This window comes from Salinimicrobium xinjiangense DSM 19287, from assembly GCF_000423585.1.
Classification (GTDB): Bacteria; Bacteroidota; Bacteroidia; order Flavobacteriales; family Flavobacteriaceae; genus Salinimicrobium; species Salinimicrobium xinjiangense.
In genome coordinates, this window is sequence record NZ_AUIG01000001.1 from 397,738 (window position 1) to 411,054 (window position 13,317).

Below are 13,317 nucleotides of genomic sequence, written 5' to 3' on the forward strand. Positions count from 1 at the left end.
TTAGGTTGCTTCGGAAATCTTTTAATGATTCCAGAAAAAGCGAACTTAAACGGTTTCTTTATTATAACTACCAAAGAGCTGAATGAGTTTTTTTCGCCTGAAGTCAAAGATCTCCTTCAGTTTGGGTTTTACAATTAACGGATGAACGGCCTGGCCAAGAATTCCCATTGGTAACTTGTAATCCACAATATCTTCCATTTCCACACCTCCTTCGATTTTCCTGAAAAAGTGTTTGTGATGCCATAAAACATAGGGACCGAATCTCTGTTCGTCTACAAAATACTCCGGTTCCTTTACATGTCTTATTTCTGTTACCCATTTTGTTTTTATTCCAGCCACGGGAGTTACTATATACTGGATGATTTGCCCGGCATACATGCGTCTGTCTCCCCCTGCAGTTATATCAAAGCTCATATATGAAGGAGTTATGAGTTTAAGATTTGCAGGATCTGAAAAAAACTTCCACGCCTCTTCAAGAGAAACAGGCAATTGCTGAATTGTATGTAACTGGTATAACTTCATGCTTTTCTTTTAGCAAAGATAATATTGTTTAAGTTTTTAGATGTAATTTTAAACAAAAAATTACAAAGAAGACTTTTAAAAAAAATAAAGGTCCGGTTATTTTTCAAAAATTTTTCTGAAAACTGTTGCTATCACTCTTATAATTGAGTTAATCCCCGAGGAATTAAATATCAAATGTTCGAGATTTGGCCAAAACCCCTTTAAGATGAGAAAAACTTTTTTCCCCCTAATACTACTATTTTTCTTTTCATTTACTACATATTCTCAAACCTCTTCTCCTTCCAAAGACAATTTTGAATCCCCGTACAGAGCAAGCTGGGCAGTTGATGGTCCATTAGTAGGTGCGGGTTTAGGACTTAATGTTCTGGGAGTTATGTTGATCCAGGAGAAAGAATCCCTCACTATAGAGGAAATGAACAAACTCTCCAAGGATGACATTATAAAAATTGACAGATTCATTGCCGGTAACTTTAGCAAGAGAGCAGATGAAATAAGCTATTATCCTTTTTACGGATCTTTTGCTGTACCATTCGTTATGATGCTGGCAGATGGTAATATGCGTTCTAATGCGGGACAGCTATCTGTAATGTTCGTAGAAAGTATGGCCACTACAGGTGCTCTCTTCACCATTACTGCGGGACTGGTGAATAAGCCCCGCCCTTTGGTTTACAATACATCTGTACCCGAAGAGGAACGACGGGAAGGTGGTGCGCAAAGGTCATTTTTCGCAGGTCATACTGCAGCTACTGCTTCTGCGACTTTTTTTGCAGCCAAGATCTACAATGACTTTTATCCCGATTCCCCGGCCGGGCCATATGTTTGGACTGCAGCTGCTATTGTTCCGGCATATGTTGCATACCTGCGATCTAAAGCCGGAAAACACTTCCTGACAGATAACATAGTGGGATATGTGATAGGAGCAGCGAGTGGTATCCTTATTCCCGAATTGCACAAAAAGAAAGACCGGAATTTTGGAGTGGCTCCGGGTATGGGTATTGATATAAATGGAAACGATTATCAGGGACTTTCTATTCAGTATTCCTTTTAAAAAAGATATTTTCAGCTGAATTTTTCTATTTTTAGGCCTTTAACTAAAACCCTGAAATGAGAAAAATTATTTTTTTATCCCTTCTTCTGGCTATGATTAACGCCGAAGTAAAGGCACAGAATGTAAAGATCCCGGTGGATACAACTGTGGTAACCACCCATCGTGTCAACATTAACGGACAAAGAATAGACTACACCGCGACTACCGGAATGCAGCCCGTATGGAATAATGATAACGAAGCTGTGGCCAGTCTTTTTTATACCTATTATAAACGTGAAGGTGTACAGGATGTAAAGAACCGACCTCTGGTGATCTCATTTAATGGCGGACCAGGTTCTGCTTCCGTCTGGATGCATATCGCTTATACAGGTCCCCGCGTGCTAGAAATAGATCCCGAAGGTTTTCCTGTTCAGCCTTATGGCACAAAAGAGAATCCACATTCCATCCTGGATATAGCCGACATTGTTTATGTGAACCCCGTAAATACAGGTTATTCCAGGATCATCGAACCTAAAGGAGATAAGAAAAGAGACAGAGACCAGTTTTTCGGTGTTAATGCAGACGTAAGTTACCTGGCAAAATGGATCAACACCTTCGTTTCAAGAAACAATCGCTGGTTATCTCCCAAATATCTTATAGGAGAAAGTTATGGCACCACCAGGGTTTCCGGACTCGCGCTGGAACTTCAGAATTCCCAGTGGATGTATCTTAATGGGGTGATCCTTGTTTCTCCTACAGACATTGGAATAAAAAGAGATGGGCCGGTTGAAATAGCAAACCGTCTTCCCTATTTTACTGCTGCCGCCTGGTATCATGATCTCCTTCCACAGGAACTTCAAAATAGAGATCTCGAAGAATTACTTCCCGAAGTAGAACAATATGCAATTAATGAAGTACTTCCTGCACTTGTTAAAGGAGGTTTTCTTGAGGAGGAAAAAAGAGAAGAGATCGCTTCAGGAATGGCCCGCTATTCGGGAATATCCAAAGAAGAGATCCTTCAGCACAACCTGGAAGTCCCATTCAGGTATTTCTGGAAAGATCTTTTAAGGGATAAAAAAGGATATACAGTGGGGAGACTGGACTCCCGTTACCTGGGGCTGGATCGAAAAGTGGCCGGAGAATCACCCGATTACAATTCTGAACTCACTTCATGGTTGCACTCGTTCACTCCTGCCATCAACCATTATCTTAGTAATGATCTCAAATTTAAAACAGATCTTACCTACTACATGTTTGGACCTGTACATCCATGGGACCGAAGTCGTGACAATACCGGGGAAAACCTGAGACAGGCTATGGCCCAGAACCCTAATCTCGATGTCCTTATTCAAAGTGGGTATTTTGATGGGGCCACTACCTATTTTAATGCAAAATATACTATGTGGCAGCTTGATCCAAGTGGTAAAATGCAGGACAGGTTAAGCTTCAAAGGCTATCGTAGCGGACATATGATGTACCTGCGAAATGAAGATCTAAAGAAAGCGAATGATGACGTACGGGAATTCATTTTAAATTCTCTGCCAAAAGCGGGAGCTCCCGCCATGTATTAAAAATTTAAATACATGATTAGAAAAGGTCTCAAAAATGTCATTTTTGAGACCTTTCTTTTTAGTTATTTTTCTGATGCTACAGTTGCTCTTTCAAGCAATTCTTCCAGGATAATTTCTACCCCAAAATTGTCATTGCTTTTAGTAGTATATGCGGCAACTTCTTTGACTTCGGGATGCGCATTTTCTACGGCATATCCAATCTCAGCATGCTCAAAAAGTTCCAAATCATTGAGATAATCTCCAAAAGCCATAGTTTCCTCCTTTGAAATATCCAGTATTTCCTGAAGTGCCTTAAGCGCATTTCCTTTCTGAGCTTCTTTGTCATTAAAGTCTATCCAGATCTCTCCGGATAGTTTTACCTGCAGGTCATCCTTGAAATGCTCCACATGAGGCAGGGAGTTCTTTTCTGCACCCTCAAGATCACAAATGGTAACTTTGAGGATAACATCATCGCTTACCTCCAGTAAATCATTTACCACTTTATATTTTTCGTAATGATTAAGAAAAGGTTCCATGAACTCGGGGTCATCATTTTCAATATACGCCTGTTCCCTGCCACAAAGAATAAGGTACTTCCCTCCTATTTCCCGGACTTCCTTCACAATTTGGTGCACAAGATCCATTTTCATGGGGACAAGGTGTCGCTCTTCCCCTTTTTCCATGACAATGGCACCATTTTCAGCGATGTAGATCATTTCATCTTTAACCGGCTCCATCCTCTCCATTAGGCTGTAATATTGCCTTCCACTTGCAACTGCAAATTTGATCTCCTGTTTTTTTAATTTTTGAAAGGCTTCAAAAAACCTGTCACTCACCTTATGCTCACTATTGAGTAGCGTACCGTCCATATCACTGACGATCAATCTTATCTTCGAATAATCCATGCTTATTTTAATAAGCTGCAAATTTAGGATTTAAGCCCCGGAAGGTATCAGTTAAACACGTTAAATTGTGGTGAAGACCTAATCAAAATCTCTCTATTTTATTTGATCACGCATTGGAATTTATACTCATTACAGGTGTATCCAGATGATTGAGGACCTTCTCTGTAATACCTCTCCTAAATACCGGATTCAGACCTTTTCTCGAATGGGTAATCAGAACTACCAGGTCAAAATCCCCTTCCTTTACAAAAGCTTCTATCCCCCGTTCTTCATTATATGCATTCACTATAGATTGTTCAATTTGTACTTCGGAATGTGAAGAGGTGAATTTTTCCATTTTATATTTAATCTCCGGAGTTTCAGTAAAAAAGTACGGAGTATTAATGTAGAGGATATGAAGATTTGCTTTAAGGTCTTTGGCCAGATTCATAATCAGGTCAAAATCTGCATTGGAGTCCTCCAGGAAATCTGACACCACCAGCCACTTTTGAGGCAATTTTACACCTGTACCCGCTCTTACTGCCAATACAGGTACAGGCGATTTATGGATAACCTTAAGGGTATTTGTACCGGTGTATCTATTCTTCCCTTTTTTGCCATGGGTTCCCATAATGACCAGAAAGTATTTGTCCGTAGAAATATACTGGTGGATTTCCTCTATCCCTATATTGAACATAAGAGAAGTCTGTGCCTCAACACCCTTCTCATATGCCTTTCTTTCCAGGCGAAGCAATTTGTCCTTTGCATCCCCAATAGCAGCTTTGGTTTCAGGATATAGGTTTTCCTTTTCAAGCGGCAATTTACTCCAATCAACCGGAGTTGAAAGAAGATGAAGAAAAGTTACTCTTGTTTGTAATTTTTGAGCAATTTCCAGTCCCAGATTACAGGCGAAATCTGCACTTTCAGAAAAATCGGTTGGAATGAGAATACTTTTCATGACCATATATTTCCTTAAATGTAATTTCTTCGGGGAAATGGGGAAATGATTTTTGTCAGCTTTCTTATTTAATCACCTGTTATTATCTACTGATTATGAGATTTTTAACGAATAATTAGAAATGATTTAAAAAGGAAAAAAATACCTCTTGGGAATTTTAGTCCTGCTCAATATAGCATTCTGGCAATTTCCCGGCAAACTTGATTAAAATCATGATTTAAAAGGCGGCAACATCTTAACTTTAAACAGTTTAAACAGAGAAATCATGAAAAAAATAATTTATGCTACAGATCTTTCAGAAAATTCTGTTGCAGCTCTCCACTATTCTACTCAAATGGCCCGTATACTTGGTGATGATCTCATAGTGCTTCACGTATATCCTCCTAATGAAGCAGAACGAAAAAATCCTGATTTCTTCAAACGCCATCAAAAGGATCTGGAAGATTTTTATAAATCTCACCTGCAGGAGAACTATGACAAAACGATAATTTCTCCGGCAGTAACCTGGGGGTCTAATGTGGCCGACGAAATACTGAAATTCTCCAAAGATCTGAATGTACGAATGATCGTAATGGGCTCCTGTGGTGCCAGTAAATTTAAAGACCGGTTGATGGGTACAACCACCGGAGAAATGATTGGCAAATCCCAGACGCCCATTCTTGCTGTACCACCCGAATTTAAGTTCAGACAACCTCAATAGATCTTCTTTGCGAGTACCTTAGAAGACCAGGATCTGGTTTACCTGAAAGAAGTGCTTCCTTTAGCAAAAACATTAAATGCTGCCATTGAAATAGTGCACATTACTCATAAAGATGAAGATCAATCCATTGAGAAGCTGAATACCTTCAGGAACAAAGTACAATCAGAAATAGATTATTCAAGTATAAATTTTAAAACTCTTTATTCTTTTGAGATTGTAGATACTCTTCGAAAAGCAATTGAAGAAGATCAACCCGATATCGTGTTGATGCCCGAGAGGAAGAAAACTAACATATTTAAAAGAGGTTTGGTGAGAGACAGGATCAAAAAAATGCAAACCTGTAGCCCTTCACCTCTACTGAGTTACCCTGCTCTTTCCTAGGTTTCAATTATAAAAATAGCTAAAAGCCACGGCCTTATGGACGTGGTTTTTTTGCATTTTCAGTTCATTACAGAAATTACTCTTTCCTCGTAGCCAATTCATAAACACACGGGATCACCACCAGATTCAAAATGGTTGCCGAAAGCAATCCGCCGAGAATAACCACAGCCATAGGACTCTGAATTTCACTTCCCGGCTCCCCACCTTTTAAGGCAAGCGGAATTAGTGCCAGACCTGTGGTAAAGGCCGTCATCAGGATAGGATTTAACCTGTCCAGTGCGCCCGATTTTATCAGTTCAAAACCTCTTAAACCTTCTTTTCTTAAATCTTCATATCTGGAGATCAGCAGGATTCCATTACGGGTTGCAATCCCGAAGAGACTGATAAAACCAATCGTGGAAGCAATACTTACTACTCCGGATGTGAAATACACGATCAGGATTCCGCCTATGAGTGCCAGCGGCAGATTAATAAGAACGATGAAAGCAAGTTTTACATTCTTAAATTCAGAATACAGCAACAGGAAAATTACCACGATCGCCAGAAAGGCTGTGATCAACAGCATTTGTGAGGCCCTGGATTCGCTTTCGAATTGCCCGCCGTATTCCACCCTGTAGCCTTCGGGAATACTAACCGAAGTATTCACCGTTTCCCTGATCTCTTCTACCGCACTTTTCAGATCCCGCCCCTGCACGTTGGCAGCGACAACGATCTTACGCTGTACATCTTCCCTGCTGATGGTATTGGGGCTACTTACCGAGGAAACTGTGGCGAGCTGTTCCAGTGGCACCTGTGATCCATTGGGAAGTCCTATCAAAGCCGTTTTAATATTCTCAATGCTGTTCCTGAAATCCTTCCCATATCTCACCACAAGATCAAAGTACTTCTGACCTTCATAGATCTCCCCTACCTCGTGGCCGGCAAAGGCAATATCCACCTGCTCCATCAACTGGCCCACAGTCATCCCGTAAGCTGACAGGATCTGGCGCTTAGGAGTGATGTTGAGCTGCGGCACTTCGATCTGTTGATCTACCGCTACATCGGCAAGGCCGTCGATTGGAGTGATATTCTCCTCCACGCTTTTACCAATTTCATACAGCTGTTGTAGATCGGGACCAAAGATCTTGATTGCGATATTTGCCCTGGTTCCCGAAAGCATGTGGTCGATACGGTGCGCGATAGGCTGTCCTAACGTGATGTTAACCCCGGGCACAATGTTCAGTTTTTCCCTTACTTCCTCGAAAAATTCTTCTTTCGATTTATTCTCCAGGGTGAAAGGAACGTCGATCTCGGCTGCGTTTACACCCTGTGCGTGTTCATCGAGTTCAGCCCTACCCGTTCTTCGGGTTACAACATCTACTTCGGGCATCTCGAGCAATAGCTGTTCTACCTGCCTACCGGTCTTGTTACTTTCTTCTAGTGACATTGCAGGAGGACCCACCACACTGATCACCAGGGAACCTTCATTGAATTCAGGCAGGAAACTTCTGCCCAGTTGAGTGAAAATTGCAATGCTTAGCAAAAAAACAATAACAGTCACTCCAATTACCGTTTTTGGGATCTTTAGAGCCCTATTCAGTGTTGCAGCGTAGCGATGCTGCAACCATCTTTCCACTTTGGTCCCTTCGGCCTGCTTTTTCAGCATTTTTTCATCCTTCAAAAGATAAGAGCATAACACCGGAGTAACGGTTACCGCAACCACTAATGAAGTTAAAACCGAAGTTATAAAAGCAATCCCCAGAGGTTTCAGCAACCGGCCTTCCATTCCGCCAAGGAAAAAGAGCGGAATAAATGATACGATAATGATAAGGGTAGCAATAATAATGGAACTTCTAATTTCCACCGAAGCATCTCTCACCACGGTGATAACAGATCGCCTTTCAGCTTCCGGTTTACGAATGTTCTCGCGGAGACGTTTATAAACATTTTCCACATCGATAATGGCATCATCTACCAGCGCGCCAATAGCAATGGCCATACCTCCCAGGCTCATTGTGTTGATCGTATAACCCAACCATTTTAAAACAATTATGGATACTAGCAGAGAAATTGGGATCGCCAGTAATGAGATAAAAGTGGTGCGCCAATTCATAAGAAAAATGAAAAGGACGATGACGACAAAAAAAGCACCTTCAAGAAGAGTCATATTCAGGTTGCTTATGGAAGCATCAATAAAATCGGCCTGGCGGAAGATCTGACTTTTGATCTCCACACTTTGCGGCAGACTTGTTTCCAGTTCAGCAATGGCTTCATCCAACCTTTCTGTAAGCTCCAGGGTATTCACATCGGGCTGTTTGGAAATGGTAAGGATTACCGCCGGTTTTGCATTCAGGGAACCATCCCCGATTTTATCGGCCGCACCTATCTGCACTTCAGCAACATCTTTGATCTTGATGCTCTGCCCATTCACATGTTTTACCACAGCTTCCTGCAGGTCTTCCACGGCATATGCCCTTCCACTACCTTTGATGATATATTGATTACCGTACTGGTTTAGAAAACCACCCGGTGCATTAGTATTCGCTTCCTGTACCTTTTCGGCCAGTTCGGTAAGACTCACGTCGTAATACTTCATTTTCCCGGGATCGGCGAAAACCTGGTATTGTTTATAATCGCCGCCAATCACAACTACGTTGGCAATCCCTCCAATAGCTTTGATGCGTGGACGTATCTGCCAATCAGAAAGGGTTCTTAGCTCCATTGGGCTCAGACTGTCTGAAGTGACTCCCAGGAGCATCACCTCTCCCATTATAGAGGAGATAGGTGCCATAGTAGGCGCTCCTACTCCGCCCGGAAGATTTTCCCGAACCATTGGAATACGTTCACTTACTATCTGTCTTGCCTTGTAAATGTCGGTGCCCCAGTCGAATTCCACCCAAACTATGGAGATTCCCGCGGCTGAAGATGAACGGATCCTTCTTACATTGGGGGAACCGTTCATGGCGGTTTCCAGCTGATACGTAACCAGTTTTTCTACCTCCTCCGATTCCATGCCGTGAGCTTCGGTAAGTATGGTCACCGTAGGTGCAGTCAGGTCCGGGAAAACGTCTACGTTCATCGTACGCGCGAAGTAGAATCCGGCAGCACTCAGCACCACCGCTGCCAAAAGCACCAGAAGCCGGTTGTGAAGCGAAATTGATAATATTTTATTTAACACGTCTCATAATTTTTATTTTTAAAAGGGTTTTTGATCAAGGTTGAACAGATATATGATGTCCGAGTTTTACTTTTTCCTGAAAAGGACATTTTGAATGTCTCTATCCAATTATAAAGCAACCTGTACATTCACTAATAACTGATAACTCATAACTGATAACTCATAACTCTTTTAATGTTCGTGTCCGTGGCCGGGTGTTTCACCTGACATTGAAGCCATCTTGACCTGGTAGTTGCCGGTCGTTACAACAACCTCCCCCGGTTGCAGTCCACTTAATACCTGTGCATTCTTTCCGTTTCGTTTTCCGATCCTTACAGGCCTTCTCTCGAAACTTTCACCACCGGTTTGAACAATCACTGAATAGTTACCATAATCCTCCAGCAGGGCAGCTTCAGGAACCGTTACTCCTGTTTCAGCTTCGCCCAGGGCGATCTGCACTTCAGTAAAGCTCCCTTCGGGCCTTTCGACCACGTCATTTACTTTGACATAGATCGGGATCATTGGCTTAAGATCCTCCACCTCTTTGCCCACAGATACAATGGACCCACCGGAATCCAATGCGCTTTTCCATTCCCCCAGGTCATTCTTATACCAAACATTGGCAATAGATCCTTTACCGACATTATAAGAAGCACTTATTTGTGTTTTCAACAGGCGGGATTTATCGGTTCCAATAGCAATAAGATTCTCACCCTGTTCTACATAATTTCCGTTAGAGGTGTTGACGGCTTTAATAAATCCAGCGAAAGGAGCACGAATTTGTTTTCCCCCGGCTCCGTAATTAGATGCAAGGGCCCGGTAATTAGCTTCGGCTACCCTGAAATTGCTTTCCACTCTCTCCATTTCTGCTTTGGGTACGATCCTATCCTCATAAAGTTCTTTTTTCCGCTCGTATTCCGCTTTAGCCTGGTCATACCTGGCTTTTGCCTGGGCGATCTCCGCCTGAATATTATTGGAAGAAAGACCTTCACTGCTAAGGGTCATTAACAGTTGACCTTTTTTCACCTCGGTTCCTTCCGTCAGATTTTCTGAAACAAAATTCACCATTCCGTTGGCCCCGGCTGCAAGTATTTTATAAGTTCCGGGTGCAGCCTGCCACACTCCCGAAGTATTTACAATCTCATAGACTTCTCCCTGAGTAACAGGTGCTGTCTGAAAATCGATCTTCCAGGCTTGTTCTTTCAAAAAGCTAATTCCTGCATCAGATTCTTCCTCTGCGTTTTCTGAAGCTTCAGCAACCGATTCGTAAACCCGTACATCCCGGATCACGATCCTGTCTGAATATTCAGAAGTTTTCAGCTCGAAAACCAGGTCGTACATCCCCGTCTCCTTTGGCTGTAAAGCGGGAGAAAAAATTCCCGGGGAAGAAGGTGCTTCCACTGTATGGCGAATACCGCTGTCACCCTTAATAAGACTCACTGTCACCGATCCTTCACGAATTGGCCGGTGTTTGTCCAACGCGGTGAAATGGGCAGCGAACTTGCTTGTCTCCCCTTCCACCAAAGCCGGAAACTCGACGAAAAGCTCCGTTTGATCTGTCCATATGGTTTTGCTAATCGCCGGAACTCCCGTCGTAATATGGTTACCTTCTGCATCGTGCGCATGATCTTCCTCTGCACTATTTCCACAGGAAAACAGCAATAGAGAAAGACATGCTATATAAATAAATCTCATCTTCATAAGTTTAATGATCGTGATGCTCGTTTCCATCATCATGCGTATGGGTATTTGATTCCTCATGCATGTGCAGCGTATCTTCACCAACCTCAAATTCTTCCTGTTCCATGTGATCTTCACTCATATGGGCTCCATTTTCATCGTGGGCATGTTCGGTTCCATCCTCATGTTCGTGACCGTGATCGTCATTAACTGTTTCTCTACAAGCTGAAAAACTAAGGATCAATATTGCTGCGAAAAATAAATTCTTTAAATTCATAATAATAGATTTTAAATTATAGTTGATGTTTTAAAAGTTCTGCTTTTAGCTGAAAAAGTTCTTTTTGCATTTCCAGCATTTTGTTATGCGCCTGCCGGTAAAATTCAACTTCCCGGTAGTAATCCAGAAATGAAAATTCTCCCAACTCATAGGCTTTAAATAGCAATTCTTCGGAATTTAAGTCCTTAAAAGTCTCCTGATATTCCTCGAATTTTCTCTTTAACAACTTATATTGCCGGTAATTTTCCTGAAACCTGGTATAAAGTTCGGCAGTTTCGGCACCGGTATTTGTCTGAGCAAACTCAAGATTAGCTTGAGCCGCTTTCACCTTATTCCTGCTGTTCCATAGCGGAATTGAAATTCCTCCTAAGAACCCTGAATAATTACTGGAATTTACTCCCTGGTAATTATAACCAATGGTGAGGTCTGGAAGGATCTTATTCTTTTCCAGTTTTACCTGTTGCCCGGCAAGAGATTCCCGGGCGGTCAGTATCTGAAGTTCTGCATCTGCGGAAAGCTTTTCGTTCCAAAGTACCTGCATTTCGGCAACATCAGCATCCTCAAAGAACAGGAGCTGTTCTGCCTGGACTGCGTTTCCCCCATTCAGTTTCTGAAGCTCCATCAGCGTATTACTGATACTGATTTCTATTTGATCTTTTTCAAACTGTTGCTGCAACCAGGCCACTTTTGCCTTATTGAGTTCCAGGATTCCAATCTGTTCCGCATCGAATAATCGTTGGATCTGATTATACACCTGCTGGGCCTGTTCCAGGCGCATTTGCTCCAGCTCTTTTCGCTGCTGCAGAATTTTAAGCTCTAAAAGCTCTTTTTTGGCCTGCAGAAGAACTTCCTGACGCATGGCACCATACTCGAGTTCGAGTAGCTCCTTCTGTTTGTCAATTCGTTTGCTCCGGGAAGCATAGACCGTTGGAAATTCAAAGCGCTGAGAGATCTGATATTCATAATAGTCTTCTGTTACGTGCTCCCCAAATGGCAAATAATATGCTGAAGCCTGCGGATCTGGCAGGTTATTTTCAGTCTTATTTCCAAGGTTTTGACTACGGATAAACGACCGATAGGCCTGTAGCTTCCGGTTGTTCTGGTTTATCTCCTCTAAAATGCCATTTACACAGCTGCTTTGGGCGAAAGAGCCCAGTGCGATAAGGCATCCGCATACAGCGGAGACTATATGTTTGTACATAATTTAATTGTTTGTTTGATCTATAGAAATATAGGTCTGCCGTGAATATTAACAGCGGCATGACAAAGAATCAGACAGTGCGGGGAGGTCCCCGAAGAGAAAGAAAGGCTAAATAAGAATGTAAATAATCAGGAGGGGGTTGATAATTCCGTTGAAGCTCAGCGGCTTTGACTTCGGGAAGTTTATTTTTCAGGAGGAAATCCTGCGGAGAAGAGGACTCGGTTTTTACCTTTTTAAGAAGGATATGCTGAATGCTTTCTTCTACTACAGGTATTTCTGTAGAACTTCCTCCATGGGAGTGCGTCGCCAGCAGGATAGACAAAAGACTTTTGGAATTTTTTGGATTCCTCTCATTCTCATGCTTATGCTCATGCCCATGAGAATTCCCGTGAGAGTGTTTTACAAGCCGATTCTCATTTTTTTCCTGATGTTCGTGATGTATGTGAGGAATCGTTTGGTGCAGAAGTAACAGGGAAAATAATCCCAGAAGAATAGAGGCTTTTATTTGAGGTTTTACCTGCACCTTTCAAAGATAAGAATAATGTTAAAGACCTTAGCACGAGCGGTAAATTAAAATTAGAGGTAATATCATCTCCAGGACATAAAATGGGGAAATAGGAGATCCAGTTTATAAAGTGAAAGATTAAAAACTGCTGCACCTGCCTGGCGGTCTTTCAGAACCAGGAAGCAGGACTTTTTCAGTTTTCCTGAAAGAAATGGATTAGTGAATAGCGATTATGAAAGCTTCCCTTCAGGCACTTCAGAAAACAAAAAAACCACGCCCTTCGGGACGTGGTTTTGTGCGTGTCGTGATCGCGAGAGGATTCGAACCTCTGACCGTCTGCTTAGAAGGCAGATGCTCTATCCAACTGAGCTACGCGACCATTAAAGCGGTGCAAATATAATGAGGTTTTTAAAAAAGACAAGCAAAAAAATAATTTATTCCTGCACTATTTACAAGTTCATCCGCATCAAGCTTTTAAGCCTAAAAAAATCAGGTT

The 13,317-nt window shown here is 42.1% G+C and carries 12 protein-coding genes and 1 tRNA gene; 4 read left to right on the forward strand and 9 right to left on the reverse strand.

Annotated elements, in window-relative coordinates:
* Nucleotides 1-45 precede the first annotated feature (45 nt).
* Nucleotides 46-522, reverse strand: coding sequence for an SRPBCC family protein (locus G564_RS0101825; RefSeq protein WP_029036150.1), 477 nt, complete (start codon nucleotides 520-522; stop codon nucleotides 46-48).
* Between the two features lie 205 nt (nucleotides 523-727).
* Between G564_RS0101825 and G564_RS0101830 the strand changes: the two genes are divergently transcribed.
* Both G564_RS0101830 and G564_RS0101835 read left to right on the forward strand, forming a co-directional pair.
* A complete protein-coding gene (locus G564_RS0101830; RefSeq protein WP_029036151.1) occupies nucleotides 728-1,570 on the forward strand; it encodes a phosphatase PAP2 family protein in 843 nt (280 codons plus the stop codon).
* Between the two features lie 56 nt (nucleotides 1,571-1,626).
* Nucleotides 1,627-3,120 (forward strand): S10 family peptidase, encoded by a 1,494-nt coding sequence (locus G564_RS0101835; RefSeq protein ID WP_029036152.1) that lies wholly within the window; start codon nucleotides 1,627-1,629, stop codon nucleotides 3,118-3,120.
* Between the two features lie 62 nt (nucleotides 3,121-3,182).
* Here G564_RS0101835 and G564_RS0101840 read toward each other — a convergent pair whose 3' ends face one another.
* The gene (locus G564_RS0101840) at nucleotides 3,183-4,025 is read right to left on the reverse strand and encodes an HAD family hydrolase (RefSeq protein ID WP_211224605.1); all 843 of its coding nucleotides are present in this window, start codon (nucleotides 4,023-4,025) and stop codon (nucleotides 3,183-3,185) included.
* 85 nt (nucleotides 4,026-4,110) lie between these two features.
* Nucleotides 4,111-4,941 (reverse strand): universal stress protein, encoded by an 831-nt coding sequence (locus tag G564_RS0101845; protein WP_029036154.1) that lies wholly within the window; start codon nucleotides 4,939-4,941, stop codon nucleotides 4,111-4,113.
* A gap of 265 nt (nucleotides 4,942-5,206) precedes the next feature.
* Between G564_RS0101845 and G564_RS0101850 the strand changes: the two genes are divergently transcribed.
* Together G564_RS0101850 and G564_RS0101855 are read left to right on the forward strand one after the other, a co-directional pair.
* On the forward strand, nucleotides 5,207-5,641 hold the full coding sequence (locus tag G564_RS0101850) for a universal stress protein (protein ID WP_029036155.1): 435 nt from the start codon (nucleotides 5,207-5,209) through the stop codon (nucleotides 5,639-5,641).
* Nucleotides 5,642-5,692: 51 nt separating this feature from the next.
* Entirely contained in the window at nucleotides 5,693-6,022 is a 330-nt protein-coding gene (locus G564_RS0101855) for a hypothetical protein (RefSeq protein ID WP_029036156.1), read from the forward strand.
* Nucleotides 6,023-6,098: 76 nt separating this feature from the next.
* On the opposite strand, the gene G564_RS0101860 is transcribed toward G564_RS0101855, so the two are convergent.
* The 6 genes from G564_RS0101860 to G564_RS0101885 form a co-directional block, all read right to left on the reverse strand.
* Nucleotides 6,099-9,179 (reverse strand): efflux RND transporter permease subunit, encoded by a 3,081-nt coding sequence (locus G564_RS0101860; protein WP_029036157.1) that lies wholly within the window; start codon nucleotides 9,177-9,179, stop codon nucleotides 6,099-6,101.
* A gap of 171 nt (nucleotides 9,180-9,350) precedes the next feature.
* A complete protein-coding gene (locus tag G564_RS0101865; protein WP_245583645.1) occupies nucleotides 9,351-10,895 on the reverse strand; it encodes an efflux RND transporter periplasmic adaptor subunit in 1,545 nt (514 codons plus the stop codon).
* Entirely contained in the window at nucleotides 10,864-11,115 is a 252-nt protein-coding gene (locus G564_RS0101870) for a hypothetical protein (RefSeq protein ID WP_029036159.1), read from the reverse strand. Before G564_RS0101870 ends, G564_RS0101865 begins: the two co-directional genes overlap by 32 nt.
* A 16-nt stretch (nucleotides 11,116-11,131) precedes the next feature.
* Nucleotides 11,132-12,316, reverse strand: a complete 1,185-nt coding sequence (locus G564_RS0101875; RefSeq protein WP_029036160.1) for a TolC family protein — start codon at nucleotides 12,314-12,316, stop codon at nucleotides 11,132-11,134.
* Between the two features lie 70 nt (nucleotides 12,317-12,386).
* The gene (locus tag G564_RS0101880; protein WP_029036161.1) at nucleotides 12,387-12,839 is read right to left on the reverse strand and encodes a hypothetical protein; all 453 of its coding nucleotides are present in this window, start codon (nucleotides 12,837-12,839) and stop codon (nucleotides 12,387-12,389) included.
* Between the two features lie 287 nt (nucleotides 12,840-13,126).
* A tRNA-Arg gene (locus G564_RS0101885) sits at nucleotides 13,127-13,200 on the reverse strand.
* Nucleotides 13,201-13,317: the final 117 nt, after the last annotated feature.

What these genes read in the sequence shown, in the direction of transcription:
- G564_RS0101850 (WP_029036155.1), top strand. Translation starts at nt 5,207, where the DNA reads ATGAAAAAAATAATTTATGCTACAGATCTTTCAGAAAATTCTGTTGCA.
- G564_RS0101830 (WP_029036151.1), top strand. Translation starts at nt 728, where the DNA reads ATGAGAAAAACTTTTTTCCCCCTAATACTACTATTTTTCTTTTCATTT.
- G564_RS0101845 (WP_029036154.1), bottom strand. Translation starts at nt 4,941, where the DNA reads ATGAAAAGTATTCTCATTCCAACCGATTTTTCTGAAAGTGCAGATTTC.
- G564_RS0101865 (WP_245583645.1), bottom strand. Translation starts at nt 10,895, where the DNA reads ATGATGATGGAAACGAGCATCACGATCATTAAACTTATGAAGATGAGA.
- G564_RS0101875 (WP_029036160.1), bottom strand. Translation starts at nt 12,316, where the DNA reads ATGTACAAACATATAGTCTCCGCTGTATGCGGATGCCTTATCGCACTG.
- G564_RS0101825 (WP_029036150.1), bottom strand. Translation starts at nt 522, where the DNA reads ATGAAGTTATACCAGTTACATACAATTCAGCAATTGCCTGTTTCTCTT.
- G564_RS0101835 (WP_029036152.1), top strand. Translation starts at nt 1,627, where the DNA reads ATGAGAAAAATTATTTTTTTATCCCTTCTTCTGGCTATGATTAACGCC.
- G564_RS0101870 (WP_029036159.1), bottom strand. Translation starts at nt 11,115, where the DNA reads ATGAATTTAAAGAATTTATTTTTCGCAGCAATATTGATCCTTAGTTTT.